This window comes from Bradyrhizobium sp. 604_D8_N2_3 (assembly GCF_051810765.1).
Classification (GTDB): Bacteria; Pseudomonadota; Alphaproteobacteria; order Rhizobiales; family Xanthobacteraceae; genus Bradyrhizobium; species Bradyrhizobium barranii.
The window spans coordinates 4754223-4774511 of the sequence record NZ_JBPWPM010000001.1; the positions used below are offsets into that span (position 1 = coordinate 4754223).

A 20289-nucleotide genomic window follows, 5' to 3' on the forward strand; every position below is an offset into this window, starting at 1 on the left:
ATGCCCGCAGGTAGCATTCTCGTTGCTGATGACGACACCGCCATCCGCACAGTTCTCAATCAGGCACTGTCCCGCGCCGGCTATGAGGTCAGGCTTACCGGCAATGCCGCAACGCTGTGGCGCTGGGTCAGCCAGGGGGAGGGCGATCTCGTCATCACCGACGTGGTGATGCCCGACGAGAACGCGTTCGACCTGCTGCCGCGGATCAAGAAGATGCGGCCCAATCTGCCCGTCATCGTCATGAGCGCGCAGAACACGTTCATGACCGCGATCCGCGCCTCCGAACGCGGGGCGTACGAATATCTGCCAAAGCCCTTCGACTTGAAGGAGCTGATCGCCATCGTCGGCCGTGCGCTGGCTGAGCCGAAGGAACGGGTCTCGACGCCGGACGAAGACGCCGAGATGGAGGCGATCCCGCTGGTCGGCCGCTCGCCGGCGATGCAGGAAATCTACCGCGTGCTGGCGCGCCTGATGCAAACCGACCTCACCGTGATGATCACGGGCGAGTCCGGCACCGGCAAGGAGCTGGTGGCGCGCGCGCTGCACGATTACGGCAAGCGCCGCAACGGCCCGTTCGTCGCGGTCAACATGGCCGCGATCCCGCGTGACCTCATCGAGTCCGAACTGTTCGGCCACGAGCGCGGCGCCTTCACCGGCGCCAACACCCGCGCCTCGGGCCGGTTCGAGCAGGCCGAGGGCGGCACGCTGTTCCTGGACGAGATCGGCGACATGCCGATGGAGGCGCAGACCCGCTTGCTGCGCGTGCTTCAGCAGGGCGAATACACCACCGTCGGCGGCCGCACTCCGATCAAGACCGACGTGCGGATCGTCGCGGCGTCCAACAAGGACCTGCGCGTCCTGATCCAGCAGGGCCTGTTCCGCGAAGATCTGTTCTTCCGCCTCAACGTCGTGCCGCTGCGGCTGCCCCCCTTGCGCGAGCGCATCGAAGACCTACCGGACCTCGTGCGGCACTTCTTCACGCTGGCCGAGAAGGACGGCCTGCCGCCGAAGAAGCTCGATGCGCTGGCGCTGGAGCGGATGAAGCAGCACCGCTGGCCCGGCAACGTGCGCGAGCTCGAGAATCTCGCCCGGCGCCTCGCCGCGCTCTACCCGCAGGACGTGATCACGGGCTCCGTCATCGACGGCGAGTTGGCGCCGCCCACGGTCAGCCCCGGTGCCGCGGTCCAGCAGGGCGTCGACAATCTCGGCGGCGCGGTCGAGGCCTATCTGTCCTCGCACTTCCAGGGCTTCCCGAACGGCGTGCCGCCGCCGGGCCTCTATCACCGCATCCTCAAGGAGATCGAGGTGCCACTGCTCACGGCCGCGCTCGCCGCCACCCGCGGCAACCAGATCCGCGCCGCCGATTTGCTCGGTCTCAACCGCAACACGCTGCGGAAGAAGATCCGGGACCTCGATATCCAGGTGTACCGGAGCGGGGGTTAGTCTTCCCGAACGGACGGTGGCTCAGCTCCCCCTACCAAAGCGGAGCTGAGCCTGTCCGGATCGCGCTGGCCGTTGTGGCTAACGCGGTGAGCAAAAGTCCGAATCAGGCCGAAACGTTCCGCTGGAACGTATGAATTGTTATTCAACCGCCGAGCGCTGCGTCGCGCTCATCTGATCAGCCGCGCCGAGACCGGCCGGGCGCTGGCGACGTTCGCCAGCGGCTGCTGCACCCCGAGACCATTGACCAGGAGGTCGGCGGCTACGATCAGCAGCAGCACGGCCGACACCATCATCGCGAGAAAGAACCTGTCCATGGCGGTCAAGCCGCAGGGGCGGGACTCCGTTCCCGCAAGCGAGGTTTGCCAGAACAGCGGCCTGTGGATGCGCCGGTCCGTCGCGGCGAGGGCGCCGCGGAATTGTCGCAATTCGGCAACAATGTGGTACGAATACATCAGTATCCGCCCGCCGCGGACCCCGTTTTCAGCACCATTGCCGGAATGACCAGCGCAGACACCTCGGCCGCACACTTCGACACGGCCCCAGCGGAAGAGCCCCGGCGTTGGTCGGTGCGACGCTGGCTGGCACCCCTTGCCGTGGCGATGGCATTGCTGTCGGCCCTCCTGACCTTCCTGGTCCTGACCGGTCTGACGAGGATCGAGCCGACGCCGGAGGTGGTCCGCTCGTTCTATCTGATCAATGCGGCCACGATCCTGCTGCTGGTTGGCATCATCGTCCGCGAGCTCTGGCAGTTGATCCTGGCGCGGCGGCGGGGCCGGGCGGCGGCGCGCCTCCATGTCCAGATCGTCAGCCTGTTCTCGATCGTGGCGGTGCTGCCGGCGGTGCTGGTCGCCGTCGTCGCCAACGTCACCATCGAGCGCGGCCTCGACCGGCTGTTCTCCGGCCCGACCAAGGAGGTGATCCAGAATTCGCTGACGATCGCGCGCGCCTACATGCAGGACCACGCACAGCTGATCCGCGGCGACATTCTCGGCATGGCCAATGACATCGCCCACGCCCGGCCGCTCTACGACCAGGACCGCCGCTCGTTCCGCGAGCTGCTGACCGCCAGCGCCGGCTCCCGCAACCTGCCGGGCGCGATGATCATCGACAAGAACACCAACATCCTGGAATCGGCCGACACCGGCATGCGGCTCGCTTATTCGCCGCCGGCGCCGGACTTCCTCAGCAACGTCAACGAATCCGAGCCCGAGATCGCGGTGCTGCCGGATGCGAGCTTCGTCGCCGCGGTGATCCGCCTGCGCGCCTTCAGCGACACCTTCCTTTATGTCGCGCGGCCGCTCGATCCGAACGTTGTCAACCAGCTCAAGCAGACCGAGGTCAGCGTCGCCGAATACGCCCAGATCGAGTCGCGCCGGCTCGGCATCCAGGTCGCCTTCGCGCTGATGTTCGCGGTGATCGCGCTCACCATCCTGATGGCCTCGGTGCTGATCGGCCTCAACTTCGCCAACTCGCTGGTGGCCCCGATCCGGCGGCTGATGAACGCCGCCCACACGGTCTCGACCGGCGACCTCCATGTGAAGGTGCCCGTGCATCAGTCGGAAGGCGACCTCGCCCAGCTGGGTGAGACCTTCAACAAGATGACGCAGGAATTGCGCAGCCAGCGCGACGAGCTCGTCAACGCCAGTGATCTCATCGACAGCCGCCGCCGCTTCATCGAGGCCGTGCTGTCCTCGGCGAGCGCCGGCATCATCGGCGTCGACAATTCGGGCAGCGTCGGCATCCTCAACCGCTCCGCCGAGAAGCTGATCGGGCACTCCGAAGCCGAGACGCTCGGCCATCCGCTCTCCGACGTGCTGCCCGAGCTCGAGGAGATGATGAAGACGGCGCGGGAAGGGACCCAGCGCCTGGTACAGGGCCAGATCACGATCACGCGCGACGGCACCGAGCGCAACCTGTCGGTCCGCGTCAGCGCCGAGAAGACCAGCCAGCCGCACGACAGCTACATCATCACGCTCGACGACATCACCGAGCTGGTCTCGGCGCAGCGCACCTCGGCCTGGGGCGACGTCGCGCGCCGCATCGCGCATGAGATCAAGAATCCGCTGACGCCGATCCAGCTCTCGGCCGAGCGCATCCGCCGCAAGTTCGGCAAGGACATCACCGAGACCAAGGACAAGCAGATCTTCGAGCAGTGCACCGATACCATCGTGCGCCAGGTCGACGATATCCGCCGCATGGTCGACGAGTTCTCGCGTTTCGCACGGATGCCGAAGCCGGTGATGGAGGGCGAGGACGTCGCCGACACCGTGCGGCAGGCGGTGTTCCTGATGAAGGTCGCCCATCCCGAGATCGATATCGAGGCCGAATTCAAGGAAGATCCGCTGCGCGCGCAGTTCGACCGGCGGCTGATCTCGCAGGCGGTCACCAACATCGTCAAGAACGCCACCGAGGCGGTCGAGCAGGTGCCGCCGGAGGAGCTCGGCAAGGATTACGGCAAGGGCCGCATCGACGTCGTGGTCTCGCGCGAGGGCGAGGACGTGCTGATCGATGTCATCGACAACGGCATCGGCCTGCCCAAGGTCGCGCGCTCGCGCCTCCTCGAGCCTTATGTGACGACGCGGGCCAAGGGCACCGGCCTTGGCCTGGCGATCGTCGGCCGCGTGCTCGAAGACCATGGCGGGCGTATCGAGCTGAAGGACGCTTCCGATTTCCGCGAGGGCCAGCGCGGCGCGTGGATGCGGATGCGTTTTGCAATCTCCGGTGCCCCCGCGAAGAGCGAGGGGACCGTGCAGGCAGCGTCGGCCGCAAACGCGGTCACGGACATCGCCAAGCCGCCCGAAACAAAACAGCCGGCCGCCGAAACCAAAGAGGCGGCTGAAAAGACCAATGATTCAACGAAGATCGAAGCCTCAACAGGCATCTGACAAGACAGGCACGAACCATGGCAAGTGAAATTCTGATTGTCGATGATGAGGCCGATATTCGCGATCTCGTCGCGGGCATTCTCGAAGACGAGGGCTTCGTGACAAGGACCGCTCGCGACAGCGATACGGCGCTCGCCGAGATCGCCAATCGCAGGCCGCATCTGGTGTTTCTGGACATCTGGCTCCAGGGCTCCAAGCTCGACGGCTTGCAGCTGCTGGAGCAGGTCAAGAAGGACAATGCCGATCTGCCGGTCGTGATGATCTCCGGCCACGGCAACATCGAGACCGCGGTCGCCGCGATCAAGCGCGGCGCCTACGACTTCATCGAGAAGCCGTTCAAGGCCGACCGGCTGATCCTGGTCGCGAACAGAGCGCTCGAGAACTCGCGGCTCAAGCGCGAGGTCAAGGAGCTGAAGCAGCTTGCGCCGAGCGCAAGCTCGCTCGTCGGCCGCTCGCCGAGCATGAACCAGCTGCGCCAGACAATCGACCGCGCGGCCAAGGCCAACAGCCGCATCCTGATCGTCGGCCCGGCCGGCGCCGGCAAGGAGCTGACCGCGCGCACGCTGCATACGGCCTCGGGCCGCGCCGATGGTCCGTTCGTCGTGATCAATGCCGCCGCGATCACGCCCGAGCGCATGGAGCACGAGATGTTCGGTGTCGAGCAATCTAACGGCGAGCAGGCGCGCAAGCCCGGTGCGCTCGAGGAAGCCCATGGCGGCACGCTGTTCATCGACGAGATCGCGGACATGCCGCGCGAGACCCAGAACAAGATTTTGCGCGTGCTGGTCGAGCAGTCGTTCCAGCGCGTCGGCGGCACCGGCAAGGTGCAGGTCGACGTCCGCATCATCTCCTCCACCGCGCGAAATCTCGAAGAGGAGATCGCGGCCGGCCATTTCCGCGAAGACCTCTATCATCGGCTCTCGGTGGTGCCGATCCGCGTGCCCGCGCTCTCGGAGCGGCGCGAGGACATTCCGGAATTGATCGACTATTTCATGGAGCAGATCTCGGCCGGCAGCGGCCTGCCCAAGCGGCAGATCGGGCAGGACGCGATGGCGGTGCTGCAATCGCATGTGTGGCCGGGCAACGTGCGCCAGCTCCGCAACAACGTTGAGAGAGTCATGATTCTGGCCGCGGGCGGACCGGAGGTGATCATCACCGCCGACATGCTGCCGCAGGACGTCGGCTCGATGGTGCCGGCGATGCCGACCAGCAACAATGGCGAGCACATCATGGGGCTGCCGCTGCGCGAAGCGCGCGAAGTGTTCGAGCGCGACTATTTGATTGCACAGATCAGCCGTTTTTCAGGAAATATTTCTCGTACGGCTGAGTTTGTTGGCATGGAACGTTCGGCGTTGCACCGGAAGCTGAAGGCGCTCGGTGTCGGCTGACACCGCGACGTCGCGGCCGCAGCTCAGGGATTAGCGAGGAAAATCATCGATTTCCGTAGTTTTTCGGGGCAATTGGGCGTTGCCTGCCGCGTGAAGCGGCTTGCCTAATAACCCGTCCTGTCCTCTAATCGAACCGCTGTTCCTCCGAGGGGGATCTCATGAGGAATAGCAACCGGAAGAGGCCCCGAATGTCACAAAGAGGGCCGCAACCGGCGCAATAAAAAGAAACTCAAAGCGAGAAAAAAACAATGGCGGCAGACCGCGCACAAAACCTACAGGACACCTTCCTCAATCACGTTCGCAAAACCAAGACGCCACTGACGATCTTTCTGGTCAACGGAGTGAAGCTCCAGGGCATCGTGACCTGGTTCGACAATTTCTGTTTGCTGCTTCGGCGCGACGGTCACTCGCAGCTTGTCTACAAGCATGCGATCTCGACCATCATGCCGGGCGCTCCGATCCAGTTGTTCGAAGGCGGCGAGGATCAGCCGGCTTGAGAGTGATCTGATTGGAACCCCGGAATTTCGACGGGGAGGCCGACCGTCCGCGGTCGGCAGGGGCGAAGCAGACGGGGCGGGTGCTTGTCATCGGCCCCTACTTGCGTGTGCGCGCGGGCGGTGCCGACACGCAATCGGAAAGCCATGTTCAGCGTGACGCGGAGGCCCGGCTCGATGAGGCCGCCGGCCTCGCGCGGGCGATCGACCTCGTCATTGCCGACGCCATCATCGCGCCGATCAGCCAGATCCGCCCCGCGACCTATATCGGCAAGGGCAAGGTCGAGGAGATCGCCGCGCTGGCCAAGAGCCTCGATGTCGAGCTCGTGGTGATGGATTGCGCGCTGGCGCCGATCCAGCAGCGCAATCTCGAGAAGGAATTGCACGCCAAGGTGCTCGACCGCACCGGGCTCATCCTGGAAATCTTCGGCCGCCGCGCCAAGACCAAGGAAGGCTCGCTCCAGGTCGAGCTTGCGCATCTCAACTACCAGCGCTCGCGCCTCGTTCGCTCATGGACCCATCTGGAGCGCCAGCGCGGTGGTTTCGGATTCATGGGCGGTCCCGGCGAGACGCAGATCGAGGCCGACCGCCGCCTGATCCAGGAGCGCATCTCGAAACTCGAGGGCGAACTGAAGAAGGTGCAGGCGACGCGGCGGCTGCATCGCGCCGGGCGCCAGCGCGTGCCGTATCGAGTCGTCGCGCTGGTCGGCTACACCAATGCCGGCAAGTCGACGCTGTTCAACCGCCTGACGCGCGCCGACGTTCAGGCCGCCGACATGCTGTTCGCAACACTCGATCCGACCCTGCGCGCGCTCACCTTGCCGCATGGCGGCAAGGCGATGCTGTCCGACACCGTCGGCTTCATCTCCAACCTGCCGACCCAGCTCGTCGCCGCCTTCCGCGCCACGCTGGAAGAGGTGCTGGAAGCCGACGTCATCCTGCATGTGCGCGACATCTCGCACGAGGATGCCGAGGCCCAGCAGAGCGACGTCGACGCGGTGCTGCGCCAGCTCGGCATCAATCCCGACGACAGTGGCCGCATCATCGAGGTCTGGAACAAGATCGACCGTTACGAGCCTGACAAGCGCGAAGAGCTTTTGAACATCGCCGCGCGCCGGCCGGAAGATCACCCGGCGATGCTGGTGTCGGCCGTGTCAGGCGAGGGGATCGATGCACTGCTTGCGGCCATCGAGGAACGTCTCGCCGCAAAGCGCACCACGCTTGATCTCTCCATCGACGCCGCCGACGGCGCCGGCATCAGCTGGCTGCATCGAAATGCGGAGGTGCTGGCGAAAGAGCTGCACGACGGCCGCTTCGACATGACGGTGCGGGTCGACGAGACCAAGCGGGATATCGTGGTGAACCGGTTCGATGCCGTGCCGCGCGTGGCGTGATCCGAAGGGCGCGGTGCGCCCGACCGGCCTGCGTGCGATATCGACCATATCCGCGTTTCTGGGTTGAGGCGCGTAACGCTAGAATGGAATGGTCAGGCCCGGATTCTTCGCTTGCGCCTTGGTATAGGCGACGCCGTGGATCTTGATCCCGCGCTCGTCCAGCAGTGAAATGATGCCGCCCTGGTTCGACAACTCCATCGGCTTCTGCACGACGACGGCGAGCGTGCCGCCGGCCGCGATCTTCCCTGACAGGACCATCTTGTTCTTCTGCTTGTCGGCCAGCATCCAGCCGGTGAGATCGATGTCGCGATCGGCCGTATTGAGCAGCGTGACGACTTCCCGCTCGGGCGTCTTCAAGGCATTGACGAGTGCTGCGATGATGCGCACGAGTCCGTCAGGCATTTGCCCGGTCGGAGGAGCGGTCGGATCTGGCGGCTGTGTCGGCGCGCCGAGATCGATGGGGTCACCGGTCTTGTCGTCGGTGTGCCAGGCCTGCGTCTGGAATTTGAGGAAGACCGCCGTCCATAGCTTCTGATCCGGGAATTCGAACACCAGCCCGCCGTCTTGCCATGGCCCGTTGTCGCCCGAGAACCGTCCGATTGGGTTTCCCTGATTCATATGGATGTCGTGGATGCCGCGGCCCGGCCGGAAGCCGAAATAATTGTCCGCCTTGGTCTCCGGCCCCCATGTCTCACCAAATGCGTAGATCATCGCGCTTTCGTTTGAGAGCGCGCGCTGGACGAACTGGTCGAGCTTCTCGTTGAGGTCATTGTCCGGTCCGGGCACGGACAGCGGCAGCGGGATCATCTCCTGGGGCTGCATCAGATTGCCGCGAATGAAGTCCAGCGCGGTGCTGGCCGGCTTCGGCGGCTGCGGGTGCAGGCCCTCGGGCAACGCCGCGAGTTGATCGGTGATCGGATGGACAAAGTGCGATCGCACCAGGAACTCGACTTCGCTTCCGTCGCCTGACTGCACATTGACGGCGATGCGGAAATCCGCGTTGTCCGCCACGACATGGACTTGATAGTGCGGCGACTGGCCGGTGCCGAAACGCATCGCGATCGGGCGTCCCTTGAGGACCGAATAGTGCTTTAATGGCATCGCACTCACCTGAGGTGGGATTTCGGCTGCGCAGGCTCCGTTGCTCAACTTTAGACTGCTTGTCGTGACGGTTTCATGGCTTGACTACGATCCGCCATGACCGCGCTGCATTCGGGAAAAGATGCTGACCTATATCTCCTTCGTGACCGCTTCGATCCTTGCGGGCACGCCGATGGAGCAGGCCACAAGCTAGCGACGGGCCTGCGAGCGAGTCTCTGATACCGGTTTCGCCTCACTCTTAGCCGCATTCCACAGCGCGTCCATCTCCGCCAGCGACGCCTGCTCGAGCGTCCGGCCCTGCGCCTCGAGCGCGCGCTCGATGAAGGCGAAGCGCCGCTCGAACTTTGCATTCGTCGCGCGTAGCGCGGCTTCCGGATCGGCGTCGACGTGGCGGGCGAGGTTGACCAGTGCGAACATCAGATCGCCGGTCTCTTCCGCCAGCCCCTCGCTGTCGTTGCGGTCGAGCGCGGCCTCGATCTCGTCGGCTTCCTCGCGGATTTTCGCCAGCACCGCGCGCGGGTCGTTCCAGTCGAAGCCGACGGTCGAGGCCTTGCGTTGGAGCTCCATCGCGCGCGTCAACGCGGGCTGGCCGGCCTTGACGCCCGAGAGTAACGACTTGTGCGTCGGCGTTTCCTCCGGCGGCCGGCGCGCCGCACGTTCGGCTTTCTCCTCGGCCTTGATGCGGTCCCAGACCTCCTTGACGTGGGAGGCGGCGAGGTTGCCGTCCTTGTCGGCGAAGACATGGGGATGGCGCCGGATCATCTTGCGGGTGATGGCCTCCACGACGTCGCCGAAGGCAAAGGCATTCTGTTCTGATGCCATCTGGGCGTGGAACACGACCTGGAGCAGGAGGTCGCCGAGCTCTTCGCGCAGGTCATCGAGATCGCCGCGGCTGATGGCCTCGACCACCTCATAGGCTTCCTCGATCGTGTAGGGCGCGATGGTCGCAAAATCCTGCTCGAGGTCCCAGGGGCAGCCGGTCACCGGCGTGCGCAGCGCTGCCATGATCTCGATCAGGCGGGAAATGTCACGGGAAGGGGTCATTGCGGGGCAGTCTCCTGGGTCCAAAACCTTATGCCAAAAGCGGCCCGCCGTTCCCAGCGCGGCGCGGCGGAACAGGCCGATTTCCACCGATTGGCGGCAGATTGGCGAGGTGCTAAAGCGCGGGCCATGAGTGACGCATTTTCATCACAAACCGCGCTGGTGCTGTTTTCCGGCGGCCAGGATTCCACCACCTGCCTCGCCTGGGCGCTCAGCCGCTTTGCACGCGTGGAGACACTGGGATTCGAGTATGGCCAGCGCCATGCCATCGAGCTCGCCTGCCGCGCCCGGCTGTTCGACGGCATCAAGGGCCTGCGCGCAGACTGGGCCGCAAGGCTCGGCGAGAGCCACACGCTGTCGATCCCGACGCTGGCCGCCGTGTCCGAAACGGCGCTGACGCGCGACGTGGCCATCGCGATGGGCGCCGACGGCCTGCCGAACACGTTCGTGCCGGGCCGCAATCTCATCTTTCTGACCTTTGCCGCGGCGCTGGCCTACCGGCGCGGCATCACAGACATCGTCGGCGGCATGTGCGAGACCGACTATTCCGGCTATCCCGATTGCCGCGACGACACCATCCGCGCCATGCAGACCGCGCTCTCGCTCGGCATGGCCAGGCCATTCGAGCTGCATACGCCGCTGATGTGGATCGACAAGGCGGCGACGTGGAAGCTCGCCCATGACCTCGGCGGCGCAGGGCTGGTCGATCTCATCCGCGAGCACTCGCACACCTGCTATCTCGGCGAACGCGGCGCGCAGCATGAGTGGGGTTTCGGATGCGGCGAGTGCCCGGCGTGCAGTTTGCGGGCGAAGGGATGGCGGGAGTTTGCGGCGGGGCGCTGAGGCCACATATTCGGTGTCATCACCCGCGAAAGCGGGTGATCCAGTATCCCAGAGACTGTGCTTGAGTCGAGAGGCCGCGGCCTACTGGATTCCCCGCTTTCGCGGGGAATGACAGCGGAGGGCTTGGCACGAGCGTGCCTCTTACCGAACTACCGAAAATCTTCTTCCCGCAGCTCGATCGGCTTGCCGTGCGGCGTCCGATCCGCGGCGTGGTCCCAGGCGTCGCGGTAACGGTGCAGCGTCTCCGCCGATGCGACGCCCTTGCTTGCAACCAAACCTTCCAGCGTGGCGAGCCAGTGCAGGTAATAGGTCTCGCCCGTATCAGGGTCGCCGGCGGCTTGCGCACGCTTGATCTCGGAGGCCAGGGCTGCGGCCCATTCCGGCCAGGTGAACACGCCGCGCTCGTGCAGCGTCAGCGCCATCGCAAACGCATGCGCTTCCCAGGGGGCGCGGAACACCGGGCCGTCGTCATCGCGCGGGATGCTCGGAATGGCCGCCGTCGCGGCGGCCGCAGCCGTGCTGCTCATCACGCCGGGTCCAGATAGGGTTCGAAGGCATCGATCGACACCTTCAAGGTCGGATCACCGTCCGCGCCCCAGAGATCGCGGCCCTCGAACACCACCGTGTAAAGCCATTGCGGATTTTCGCCGAGCTCCATCGCCGCCGAATCCGGAAATACGTGGCAGCCGTGGTTCAGCTCGACGACACCGACATGGCCGCGCACATAGCGCGGCAGCCGCGTATGCGTGGTCGGATGAATGTTCCTGGCGCGGACGCGGTCGCCGATGTTGAATTTTGCCGGCGCCGGAGCAGGGCGGGCGAACTTGCCGCGCACCATGACGCGCTCGACATTGGCGAGGTCGAACTTGCCGTGCTTGAGCGCCTTTGCAGGCTGCATCGCGTGACCGGCGGCGACCTCGTCCCGGGTGAGGTAGCCCTTCTCGATCAGCATCTCCTCGAGCCCGAGAAACCATTTCTTGTAGTAGGAGCTCGAGAGATAGACGTGCGGCGGCAGCGTCTCGCGATAGAAGCGCGAGGTGTCGATGTTGAACGCGCCTGCCGCGCCCATCGCGCGCACCATGGCGAGAACACGCGATTCCCACTCCTCGTGAAACATCGGCTCGTTCGGCTCGGCCTCGACCTTGCCGAACCCGTCCATGCCGCCCATGTCGTGGACGCCGTTCACGAGGGCGCTCCAGGCGTCTTGGGAAAGCCGGTGCCGATCATGGAATCGCGCGTGACGAGCTCGGCAAGCTGCTCCTCGCTCCAGCCTTCGGTGCCCGCGGGACGCATCGGCAGCACCAGGAAGCGGGTCTCGGCGGTGGAATCCCAGACACGGATTTCCATGTCCTTGGGCAGCGTGACGTCGAAATCGGCAAGCACGCCGCGCGGATCCTTCACCGCGCGCGAGCGGTAGGGCGCGGCCTTGTACCAGACCGGCGGCAGCCCCAGCATTTCCCAGGGGTAGCAGGAGCACAGCGTGCACACGACCATGTTGTGGCGCTCTGGCGTATTCTCGACCACGACGAGATGGTCGCCGACGCGGCTGACGTGGCCAAGCGTGCCGATGGCCTTCGAGCCATCCTCCAGCAGCGCCTTCTTGAACGCAGGATCGGTCCAGGCCTTGGCGACGACGCGCGCGCCATTGTGCGGCCCGATCCTGGTCTCATAGGCCTGGATGATGGCGTCGAGCGCGGCCGGCTCGACATAACCTTTTTCTGTCAAGATCGTCTCGAGCGCGCGCACGCGCAGCTCGGTCTCCGACAGCTCGGAATGGTCGTGATGATGGTCGTGATCGTGGCTCATGGTGCAAAGATAGGCGCAATGGTCCCTGCCTGTCGAGTATGCGCTGGGGCGCAACCGGGTCCCATATTCGTGAGGCCGGATGTAGGCTAGCCTCGCAGCAAAGCGGATAAGGAGACATCGGTGACGGACTTCGTGACGATCGAGAAGGGGCTCGGACCGGAGGGGCGGATTGCGGTGGTACGGTTCGACCGCGGCGACGGCATCAACGCGCTCTCGCCGGAGGCGCTGCGCCAGCTCACCGCGGCCGCGCGCAGCTTCGAGGATGATGCCGCAACGTCCGTCGTGGTTCTGACGGGCAGCACCAGCGCCTTCAGCGCCGGCTTCGACTTGAAAGATGCCGAGGGCCGCTCGCGCAAGGACATGGATCTCGGCACGCTGCGGCGGCATCTCAAGCTCGGGCCGCGTCTGACCCATGCCTGGCATGAGATGGAGCAGATCACGATCGCCGCCATCGAGGGTTTTTGCGTCGGCGGTGGCGTCGCGCTGGCCGTGGCGCTCGACTTCCGCGTGATCGGGCACGACGCGCATCTGCGCGTGCCCGAGATCGGGCTCGGCATGAACATGAGCTGGCAGAGCATCCCGCGCATGCTGCATCTGATCGGGCCGGCCCGCACCAAGCAGGCGGTGATCCTGGCCGACCAGCGCATCTCGGCCGATGAGGCCTACGAGTGGGGTTTGGTGGAGCAGGTGGCCGATCCCGGCCATGCGTTCGATGCCGCCATGGAGCTTGCCCGGAAGGTCGCCGCGCAGCCGCCGCTCTCGGTCGCCATGACCAAGCTGACCGTCAACCGGCTGGCACATGCGCTGGACGATCTCGCCAGCCATATGGACGTCGACCAATTCGCGCTGGCGAGTCTCACCGAAGATCACAAGGAGGGCGTAGAGGCGTTCCTGACCCGCCGCAGGCCGCGCTTCAAGGGGCGGTAGAACGTGAAGTCAGGCCATTGATCGCACCGCGGACAGTCCGTATACGCCGCGCTAGGACAAAAACGGCTCGGCCAACGGGCGGTACAATGCGACGACAATCGAGGGGGGAGGGCCCATGGCCGCTAGCTCGCAGACGCCTCAGGCAAAAGGGTTTAGCTGGAAGCTGATCGCGCCGCTCGTGGTGTGGCTGGCCATCTATCTGTGGCCGGTGCCGACGGGTCTCAACGCCAATCAGTGGCACTATTTTGCCGTGTTCGCGGCCGTCATCACCGGACTCATCCTGGAATCGATGCCGGTCGGCGCGGTCGGGTTCATCGGGCTGACGGTCGCGGGCGTCGCCGGCTATATCGATCCCGATCCCGGCAAATCGCTGCGCTGGATGCTGGCGGGTTTTGCCGAGAGCACGGTGTGGCTGATCGTCGGCGCCTTCGTATTCTCGATCGGTTATCGCAAGAGCCAGCTCGGCCGCCGTATCGCGCTGGTGCTGGTGCAAAAGCTCGGCCACAACACGCTCGGTCTCGGCTACGCGGTAGCGATGTCGGACTTCCTGCTGGCACCAGCGACGCCTTCCAACACCGCGCGCAGCGGCGGCATCGTCTATCCCATCATCAGCAACATCCCGCGCATCTACGGCTCCGAGCCTGGGCCGACCGCCGGCAAGATCGGCACCTATGTGATGTGGACGGCGTTTGCGGCAACCGCGATTACCAGCTCGCTGTTCTTCACCGCGCTCGCGCCCAACGCGGCCGCGCTTGCGATCGCCAAGAGGACCGCCGGCGTCGAGGTGAGTTGGGCGCAGTGGTTCGTCGGCTTTGCGCCGCTCGGCATCCTCCTGATGATCCTCGTGCCGCTGCTCAGCTATGTGGTCTGCCGTCCCGAGGTGAAGCACAGCCCGGAGATCTCCGAATGGGCGGCCAAGGAGGTCAGCGAGATGGGCCCGATGTCGCGCAACGAGTGGATCATGCTGGCTCTGATCGTCCTCGCGATGTTCCTGTGGATCGCGGGCTCGAGCCCGGACATCCACGTGCCGCTGCTCGGCTCGAACTTCGTCAACGCCACCACCGTCGTGTTCATCGTGATCTCGCTGATGCTGGTGACGGGCGTGATCGAGTTCGCCGACATCGTCAGCGAGAAGAGCGCCTGGGAGGTGTTTTTCTATTTCACCTCGCTGCTGACGCTGGCCTCGGGCCTCAACGAAATCGGCTTCATCAAATGGTTCGCGACCGAATACGCCAAACCGCTCGCGGGGCTGTCGCCGTCGACCGCGATGCTCCTGCTGGTCGCGCTGTTCTTCTGGATCCACTACTTCTTCTCGAGCATCACCTCGCATGCCGCAGCCGTGCTGCCGGTGGTGCTCGCGGTCGGATCGGGCATCCCCGGCCTGCCGGTCACGACGCTCGCCATGCTCTGCATGTATTCGCTCGGCCTGATGGGCGTGATCTCGCCTTACGCGACGGGACCCGCGCCGATGTATTTCGGCAGCGGCTATATCGGGAAGGGCCAGTTCTGGGGCTTTGGGCTGCTGTTCGGGCTGCTCTATTTTGCGGGACTGCTGCTGATCGTGCTGCCCTGGTTGCAGATCAGCTGAGCGGGGCCGGAAGCTCATACCCCCGGCAGACGAATTTTCTTCGCCGGGGTGGGATTGGGAAAACTTCGTCCAACTCCCCGCAAATATCTGACATTGCAAGGAAGACCTGAAAAAGCGATGGTGTGTGCTGCAGTGCAGCGCGTTCCACCCGAACCCTCGCCGCGATTTCACTCTCCGTCGCTTGACGCGACCGGTTCCCGCATGCCCCACGGGGGCAGCAGGAACTGTTGTGCATGAAGGCCGCCTCCATGAACGCCCACCAATCGCTCGCGATCGGACAGAAGATCGAAACGCTTGAAGCGATTTCACCTGCCGCCCAGAACGCTGACGCGATGGTCCGTTTCGAAGGCATCTCGAAGATCTATCCGGCCTATCGCGGCAAGCCCGGTGTCAACGCGCTGCAAGACATCGACTTCGCGATTGCGCGCGCCTCGATCACCGGCGTCATCGGCCGCTCCGGCGCCGGCAAGTCGAGCCTGGTCCGGCTGATCAACGGGCTGGAGAAGCCGACCACGGGCCGCGTGATCGTCGACAACAGCGACATCTCGGCGCTGGCAGGTCGCGAATTGCGGCTGGCGCAGCGCTCGATCGGGATGATCTTCCAGCATTTCAACCTGCTGTCGTCGCGCACGGCGGCCGACAACATCGCGCTACCGCTGGAGATCGCCGGCTGGGCCAAGTCCGACGTCAAGGCCCGCGTGGCCGAGCTGCTGGCGCTGGTCGGCATCGCCGACAAGCACGACCGCTACCCTTCTGAACTCTCGGGCGGCCAGAAGCAGCGCGTCGGCATTGCCCGTGCGCTGGCGACGCGGCCGAGCGTGCTGCTGTCGGACGAGGCGACCTCGGCGCTCGACCCGCAGACCACGCGCGCGATCCTCGATCTGCTCGCCAACATCAATCGCGAGCTGGGCGTGACCATCGTGCTGATCACCCACGAAATGTCGGTGGTGCGCCAGCTCGCCAAGGAGGTCGTGGTGCTCGACGCCGGCCACGTCGTCGAGAGCGGCCATGTCGCCGACATCTTCACTCATCCCAAACATCCGATCACGCAGTCCTTCCTCGCCGAAGTCATCGGCGACAGCCTGCCGGTGTCGCTTGCGAGCCGGATCGTGGCGGAGCCATCTGCCGGCGGGCAGGCCGTGATCCGCGTCCAGGTGCGCGGGGCAGGGGCCGGCGACACGGTGGTGGCGCGGCTTGCCCGCGAGCTCGGTCTCGACGTGGCGCTGCTGTCGGCGCGCATCGACGAGATCGGCGGCCAGCATGTGGGCTCATTGACCCTCGGTATTCCCGGTGGCGAGGACGCGGTGACGCGCGCGCTCGCCTGGCTCTCTCAATATCAACTCCCGGCGGAGCGTCTCGGCTATGTCGCCTGAACTCATCAACCTCATCGTCCAGGCAACAGGCGAAAGCCTGTACATGGTCGGCATCGCGGCACTGCTCGGCACCGCCTTCGGCCTGCCGCTCGGCGTGTTCCTCGCGACCAGCCGGAAAGGCGAGCTGTTTGCGGCGCCCACCATCAATCGCGTGCTCGGCATGGTCGTCAATGCGACGCGCTCCACGCCCTTCATCATCCTGGTCGTCGCCATCATCCCGTTCACGCGTTTCGTCGCCGGCACCTCGATTGGGTCGACCGCGGCGATCGTGCCGCTGACCATTGCATCGGCGCCGTTCATCGCGCGCCTGGTCGAGGCCGCGATCCGCGAGGTCGACGGCGGCCTGATCGAGACCGCGTCCTCGTTCGGGGCCTCGCCGATCCAGATCGTGCTCAAGGTGCTGATCCCCGAGGCGCTGCCGGGATTGCTGCTGGCGCTGACGCTCGCCGTGGTCAGCCTGCTCGGCTACTCCGCCATGGTCGGCGCCGTCGGCGGCGGCGGGCTCGGCGATCTCGGCATTCGCTACGGCTATCAGCGCTTCATGCCGGAGATGATGCTGGCCGTCGTGGTCGTTCTGATCGCGCTGGTGCAGCTCGTCCAGAGCGCGGGCGATTATCTCGCACGCCGGGTCAACCGCCGGCTGCGGCAGCGCTGATACACATTCCCTAAAACTGGAGACTTCAATGCGCTTTCTCGCAACCCTTGCGGCTGCAGCCTTGCTTACGACCACCGCTCAAGCTGAAACCATCCGCGTCGGCGTCACCGCCGGCCCCCATGCCGAGATCCTGGACGTCGTGAAGAAGGTCGGCGCCGAGCGCGGCCTCGACATCAGGGTGGTCGAGTTCACCGACTACGTCATTCCGAACCAGGCGCTGGCGCTGAAGGACCTCGAAGCCAACTCGTTCCAACACGAGCCTTACCTGAAAAACCAGATCTCCAAGACCGGCTGGAAAATTGTCAAGGTAGCCAACACGATCGGCTCGCCACAGGGCGTCTATTCGCAGAAATACAAGAAGCTCGCCGATTTGCCGGAAGGCGCCCGCGTTGCGATTGCCAACGATCCCTCCAATGGCGCCCGCGGCCTGATGATCCTGGCGCTCCACGGCGTGATCAAGCTGAAGGACCCGAACAACGTCGCTTCGACCATTGCCGACATCACCGACAACCCGAAGAAGCTGCGCTTCGTCGAGCTCGATGCCGCCCAGCTTCCGCGTGCGCTGCAGGACGTCGACGTCGTCTCGATCAACAACAATTACGCGGTGCAGGCCGGCCTCAACCCGGCGACAGATGCGATCGCCCGTGAAAACCCCGACGGACCCTGGGTCAACATCCTCGCCGTCCGCGAGGAGGACAAGGACAAGCCGTGGGTGAAGCAGCTGATCGAGGCCTCTCACTCCGATCCCGTGAAGGCGTTTCTCGAGACGCGCTTCAAGGGTACGTATTTGCCGACCTGGTAACGTGCCCGGCCTGCATGGTTCGAGACGCCCGCTTGCGCGGGCTCCTCACCATGAGGGTCCAATATCTCGCCGCAAAACGCGACCTCATCCCGAGGGCCCGCCAGAGGCGGGCGTCTCGAAGGATGGCCGCAAGCGAGCTGCTAGCCACGACTTGTCCTGGAGTAGAAGACGCGCGCGTCAGGCGACAAGCCTCGCGCGCCGCAGTGTCTCCGAGGGCAGCTCGGAGAAGTGGCGCTTGTAGTCGAGCGAGAACTGGCTGAAGTGCCAGAAGCCGTGTTGCACGGCGACGTCGTAGATCGACGTCTCGGCGCCGCCGGCGCGCTTCAGGTCCCGCCGCACCCGGTTCAGCCGCATCGCGCGCCAGTAATGCATCGGGCTCGTGCCCACGACTTCCTGAAAGCAATAGCCGAGCTTGCGCGGGCTCGCGCCGACCGCCTTGCAGACCTCCAGCAGCGACAGCGAGCGATCGCCGCTGCCATGCATCAGCTCACGGGCGCGATCCACGGTGCGCTTGCGGGCCGTGGCGCTGCGGCCGGGATCGCTGGGCTGGGCCGTCGGCAGCATGTCCATGATCTCGACGAGGAGGGCGTCCTCCAGCGCCTGCCGCGCGGCCGGATCGTCGAACCGTTCGGGTGCGGCCGTGATGGTCTCGTGAATGGCGGCGAGATGGGCGCGCAGCCGCGCAACCGGTGCCGCCGCCATCTCGATCACCCGCAACTGGTGCCAAACGGCGCGCGGCAATTCGATGTCGAGGCGAGCGGCAAGCTCCGCGATCAGCATCGCGCTGGCGACGACACCGCGCAGCTCGAAGGCCTTCGGCGTACACATGTCGATCTCGGCATCGATGCTGGCGATGACCTGGGAGCCTGCAACACTGGCCCCGTTGCAATTGACTTCGCCGTCGCCGTGCCAGGGCAGACCGATGCCAAAGCTGTCGGCACCGAGCTGGCCGTATTGGCGGACTTGCTGGCTGGTGATCTCGCAGAACACTTCGAGCCGGGGCAGGGAGAGTTGCGTGAAGCTGCCCCGGAACGCCCCGGCGCTGATCTGGTCGTAGCTCAGCCGCCAGCGGCCGAGCGTGGCGCAATGCTCGTCGACATCCGTGCTGCTCACTTGAAGTAGATTGGCAGCCGAGTCTTGAATCGGAAGAGTTGCGCTTAAGGCCATGACAGCACGTCAGAATTTGCAAGCCGAATAGCCAGCAAGAACTACGCCAGACTGGCACGGCCATGGCCGCTGTCCAGCAAAATATTGCCGGATCTCGATAACGCCCGATGCGGCCTGTGTGCAGTCTTCTCCCTTGCCGTTCCGACATCGCAGTCGGGATAGCCTTGCGGAGGATCGAGATGCGACCGACGGACATCATGCGCGGCAGCCCGCCCGCGCCCGAGGCCCAGGCGACCCGCGCCAATTGGCGCAGCTTTCCCGCCATCCGCTGGGGTTTCACCCACACCCGCGAAGTGCTGCCGACCGCGGAAGTCCGTCGCTCCGCGCATCCCACACCGATGGCAAGCGCGCCGCGCGAGCTGCAAAAGCTCAGCTTCACCGCGCCGGACGGCAAGCCGACCACGGTCGAGGCCACGTTGCGCGAAACCTTCGGCGATGCGCTGCTGGTCATGCACCGGGGCACGCTGATCCACGAATGGTACGGCGACGGCATGAGCGCGACCACGCCGCATCTGATCTGCTCCATCAGCAAGTCGATCGCCGGCACGCTCGGCGGGGTGCTGGCCGCGCGCGGCCTGCTCGATCCGGAGGCGAGGGTGGTGCGCTACGTGCCGGAGCTGGAGAGCTCGGTCTATGGCAGCTGCACCGTCCGCAACGTCCTCGACATGGCGGTCGCGATCAAGTTCGAGGAGGATTACGAGGATCCGGCCGGCGACGTCGCACGCTATCGTTTCTCCTCGGGCTGGGACGTGCCGCCGCCGGGCGTCGAAGCCGGCCATCAGCGCGCCTATCTCACCACGCTGCGCGGGACCGGCAAGCCGCACGGCAAGGTGTTCCACTACGTCTCGACTAATACGGAAGTGCTCGGCTGGGTCTACGAGCGCGCCTGCGGCATGCCTTACCATCGCATCCTCTCCGACTATCTCTGGCAGCCATTGGGTGCCGAGGAGGACGGCTCCCTCACGCTCGACAGCCACGGCATGGGCCGCATCGCCGGCGGGCTTTCCGTCACCGCGCGCGATCTGCTGCGCTTCGGCGAAATGATCCGCTGCCGCGGCGTGGTCGAGGGGCGGCAGGTGGTGCCCGGCTGGTGGATCGACGACATCCACGAGAACGGCGATCCCCAGGCATGGAAAGACGGCGACCTCGCCGACATCTTCCCCGGCGCCCGCTACCGCAGCAAATGGTACACGATCGATCCCTCGCGGAACGATCTCGCGGGGATCGGCATTCATGGCCAGTGGCTCTATATCGACGCAGCCACCGATACCGTGATCGTCAAGCTCGCCACGCAGCCGAAGGCGATGGACGTTCCGCTCGACCACCGCTGGCTCGCCGCCTTCCGCGCCATCACCACCCATCTCGCGCCGCGCTGATTTCTG

At 65.2% G+C, this 20289-nt stretch carries 19 protein-coding genes; 12 read left to right on the forward strand and 7 right to left on the reverse strand.

Annotated features, from left to right (window positions below):
- On the forward strand, positions 1 to 1443 hold the full coding sequence (gene ntrC, locus AB7245_RS22575; RefSeq protein WP_028147560.1) for a nitrogen regulation protein NR(I): 1443 nt from the start codon (positions 1 to 3) through the stop codon (positions 1441 to 1443).
- Positions 1444 to 1610: 167 nt separating this feature from the next.
- Here the strand turns inward: ntrC and AB7245_RS22580 are convergent, their stop codons facing one another.
- Positions 1611 to 1895 (reverse strand): histidine kinase, encoded by a 285-nt coding sequence (locus AB7245_RS22580; protein ID WP_439034978.1) that lies wholly within the window; start codon positions 1893 to 1895, stop codon positions 1611 to 1613.
- 45 nt (positions 1896 to 1940) lie between these two features.
- Here AB7245_RS22580 and AB7245_RS22585 point away from each other — a divergent pair, with 45 nt between their 5' ends.
- From AB7245_RS22585 to hflX, 4 genes are all read left to right on the forward strand, one after another.
- On the forward strand, positions 1941 to 4328 hold the full coding sequence (locus tag AB7245_RS22585; RefSeq protein ID WP_135213619.1) for a sensor histidine kinase: 2388 nt from the start codon (positions 1941 to 1943) through the stop codon (positions 4326 to 4328).
- A gap of 17 nt (positions 4329 to 4345) precedes the next feature.
- Positions 4346 to 5716, forward strand: coding sequence for a nitrogen assimilation response regulator NtrX (gene ntrX / locus AB7245_RS22590; RefSeq protein WP_071914044.1), 1371 nt, complete (start codon positions 4346 to 4348; stop codon positions 5714 to 5716).
- A 248-nt stretch (positions 5717 to 5964) separates the two neighbouring features.
- On the forward strand, positions 5965 to 6213 hold the full coding sequence (gene hfq / locus AB7245_RS22595) for an RNA chaperone Hfq (protein WP_007591126.1): 249 nt from the start codon (positions 5965 to 5967) through the stop codon (positions 6211 to 6213).
- A gap of 11 nt (positions 6214 to 6224) precedes the next feature.
- Positions 6225 to 7604, forward strand: coding sequence for a GTPase HflX (gene hflX, locus AB7245_RS22600; protein ID WP_439034979.1), 1380 nt, complete (start codon positions 6225 to 6227; stop codon positions 7602 to 7604).
- 78 nt (positions 7605 to 7682) lie between these two features.
- Here hflX and AB7245_RS22605 read toward each other — a convergent pair whose 3' ends face one another.
- Together AB7245_RS22605 and mazG are read right to left on the reverse strand one after the other, a co-directional pair.
- Positions 7683 to 8705, reverse strand: coding sequence for a DUF2278 family protein (locus tag AB7245_RS22605; protein ID WP_439034980.1), 1023 nt, complete (start codon positions 8703 to 8705; stop codon positions 7683 to 7685).
- Positions 8706 to 8894: 189 nt separating this feature from the next.
- Positions 8895 to 9749, reverse strand: a complete 855-nt coding sequence (gene mazG, locus AB7245_RS22610) for a nucleoside triphosphate pyrophosphohydrolase (RefSeq protein ID WP_439034981.1) — start codon at positions 9747 to 9749, stop codon at positions 8895 to 8897.
- Positions 9750 to 9875: 126 nt separating this feature from the next.
- On the opposite strand from mazG, the gene queC reads away from it, so the two are divergent.
- On the forward strand, positions 9876 to 10589 hold the full coding sequence (queC, locus tag AB7245_RS22615; protein ID WP_439034982.1) for a 7-cyano-7-deazaguanine synthase QueC: 714 nt from the start codon (positions 9876 to 9878) through the stop codon (positions 10587 to 10589).
- Between the two features lie 149 nt (positions 10590 to 10738).
- Here the strand turns inward: queC and AB7245_RS22620 are convergent, their stop codons facing one another.
- Genes AB7245_RS22620 through nthA form a run of 3 tightly spaced genes read right to left on the reverse strand, consistent with a single transcriptional unit; the run spans position 10739 to position 12395 of the window.
- Positions 10739 to 11116 carry a nitrile hydratase accessory protein gene (locus tag AB7245_RS22620; RefSeq protein ID WP_439034983.1) on the reverse strand — a complete coding sequence of 126 codons (378 nt, stop codon included), beginning with the start codon at positions 11114 to 11116 and terminating at the stop codon, positions 10739 to 10741.
- The gene (gene nthB, locus AB7245_RS22625; protein ID WP_166341639.1) at positions 11116 to 11775 is read right to left on the reverse strand and encodes a nitrile hydratase subunit beta; all 660 of its coding nucleotides are present in this window, start codon (positions 11773 to 11775) and stop codon (positions 11116 to 11118) included. Before nthB ends, AB7245_RS22620 begins: the two co-directional genes overlap by 1 nt.
- Entirely contained in the window at positions 11772 to 12395 is a 624-nt protein-coding gene (gene nthA, locus AB7245_RS22630; RefSeq protein WP_063983312.1) for a nitrile hydratase subunit alpha, read from the reverse strand. The genes nthB and nthA overlap by 4 nt, the downstream gene beginning before the upstream one ends.
- 120 nt (positions 12396 to 12515) lie before the next feature.
- On the opposite strand from nthA, the gene AB7245_RS22635 reads away from it, so the two are divergent.
- The 5 genes from AB7245_RS22635 (at position 12516) to AB7245_RS22655 (ending at position 17740) form a co-directional block, all read left to right on the forward strand.
- The gene (locus AB7245_RS22635) at positions 12516 to 13322 is read left to right on the forward strand and encodes an enoyl-CoA hydratase/isomerase family protein (protein WP_439034984.1); all 807 of its coding nucleotides are present in this window, start codon (positions 12516 to 12518) and stop codon (positions 13320 to 13322) included.
- Positions 13323 to 13437: 115 nt separating this feature from the next.
- Positions 13438 to 14910 carry a DASS family sodium-coupled anion symporter gene (locus AB7245_RS22640; RefSeq protein WP_439034985.1) on the forward strand — a complete coding sequence of 491 codons (1473 nt, stop codon included), beginning with the start codon at positions 13438 to 13440 and terminating at the stop codon, positions 14908 to 14910.
- A gap of 233 nt (positions 14911 to 15143) precedes the next feature.
- On the forward strand, positions 15144 to 16283 hold the full coding sequence (locus tag AB7245_RS22645; RefSeq protein ID WP_439034986.1) for a methionine ABC transporter ATP-binding protein: 1140 nt from the start codon (positions 15144 to 15146) through the stop codon (positions 16281 to 16283).
- Positions 16273 to 16938, forward strand: a complete 666-nt coding sequence (locus AB7245_RS22650; protein ID WP_439034987.1) for a methionine ABC transporter permease — start codon at positions 16273 to 16275, stop codon at positions 16936 to 16938. Before AB7245_RS22645 ends, AB7245_RS22650 begins: the two co-directional genes overlap by 11 nt.
- Positions 16939 to 16966: 28 nt before the next feature.
- Positions 16967 to 17740 (forward strand): MetQ/NlpA family ABC transporter substrate-binding protein, encoded by a 774-nt coding sequence (locus AB7245_RS22655; RefSeq protein ID WP_439034988.1) that lies wholly within the window; start codon positions 16967 to 16969, stop codon positions 17738 to 17740.
- Between the two features lie 177 nt (positions 17741 to 17917).
- Here the strand turns inward: AB7245_RS22655 and AB7245_RS22660 are convergent, their stop codons facing one another.
- Complete coding sequence (locus AB7245_RS22660; protein ID WP_439034989.1) at positions 17918 to 18907, reverse strand: helix-turn-helix domain-containing protein; 990 nt, start codon at positions 18905 to 18907, stop codon at positions 17918 to 17920.
- Between the two features lie 179 nt (positions 18908 to 19086).
- Between AB7245_RS22660 and AB7245_RS22665 the strand changes: the two genes are divergently transcribed.
- Positions 19087 to 20283 (forward strand): serine hydrolase domain-containing protein, encoded by a 1197-nt coding sequence (locus AB7245_RS22665; RefSeq protein WP_439034990.1) that lies wholly within the window; start codon positions 19087 to 19089, stop codon positions 20281 to 20283.
- Positions 20284 to 20289 lie beyond the last annotated feature (6 nt).

What these genes read in the sequence shown, in the direction of transcription:
- ntrC (WP_028147560.1), top strand. Translation starts at nt 1, where the DNA reads ATGCCCGCAGGTAGCATTCTCGTTGCTGATGACGACACCGCCATCCGC.
- AB7245_RS22580 (WP_439034978.1), bottom strand. Translation starts at nt 1,895, where the DNA reads ATGTATTCGTACCACATTGTTGCCGAATTGCGACAATTCCGCGGCGCC.
- AB7245_RS22585 (WP_135213619.1), top strand. Translation starts at nt 1,941, where the DNA reads ATGACCAGCGCAGACACCTCGGCCGCACACTTCGACACGGCCCCAGCG.
- ntrX (WP_071914044.1), top strand. Translation starts at nt 4,346, where the DNA reads ATGGCAAGTGAAATTCTGATTGTCGATGATGAGGCCGATATTCGCGAT.
- hfq (WP_007591126.1), top strand. Translation starts at nt 5,965, where the DNA reads ATGGCGGCAGACCGCGCACAAAACCTACAGGACACCTTCCTCAATCAC.
- AB7245_RS22605 (WP_439034980.1), bottom strand. Translation starts at nt 8,705, where the DNA reads ATGCCATTAAAGCACTATTCGGTCCTCAAGGGACGCCCGATCGCGATG.
- mazG (WP_439034981.1), bottom strand. Translation starts at nt 9,749, where the DNA reads ATGACCCCTTCCCGTGACATTTCCCGCCTGATCGAGATCATGGCAGCG.
- queC (WP_439034982.1), top strand. Translation starts at nt 9,876, where the DNA reads ATGAGTGACGCATTTTCATCACAAACCGCGCTGGTGCTGTTTTCCGGC.
- AB7245_RS22620 (WP_439034983.1), bottom strand. Translation starts at nt 11,116, where the DNA reads ATGAGCAGCACGGCTGCGGCCGCCGCGACGGCGGCCATTCCGAGCATC.
- nthA (WP_063983312.1), bottom strand. Translation starts at nt 12,395, where the DNA reads ATGAGCCACGATCACGACCATCATCACGACCATTCCGAGCTGTCGGAG.
- AB7245_RS22640 (WP_439034985.1), top strand. Translation starts at nt 13,438, where the DNA reads ATGGCCGCTAGCTCGCAGACGCCTCAGGCAAAAGGGTTTAGCTGGAAG.
- AB7245_RS22645 (WP_439034986.1), top strand. Translation starts at nt 15,144, where the DNA reads ATGAAGGCCGCCTCCATGAACGCCCACCAATCGCTCGCGATCGGACAG.
- AB7245_RS22650 (WP_439034987.1), top strand. Translation starts at nt 16,273, where the DNA reads ATGTCGCCTGAACTCATCAACCTCATCGTCCAGGCAACAGGCGAAAGC.
- AB7245_RS22655 (WP_439034988.1), top strand. Translation starts at nt 16,967, where the DNA reads ATGCGCTTTCTCGCAACCCTTGCGGCTGCAGCCTTGCTTACGACCACC.
- AB7245_RS22660 (WP_439034989.1), bottom strand. Translation starts at nt 18,907, where the DNA reads ATGGCCTTAAGCGCAACTCTTCCGATTCAAGACTCGGCTGCCAATCTA.
- AB7245_RS22665 (WP_439034990.1), top strand. Translation starts at nt 19,087, where the DNA reads ATGCGACCGACGGACATCATGCGCGGCAGCCCGCCCGCGCCCGAGGCC.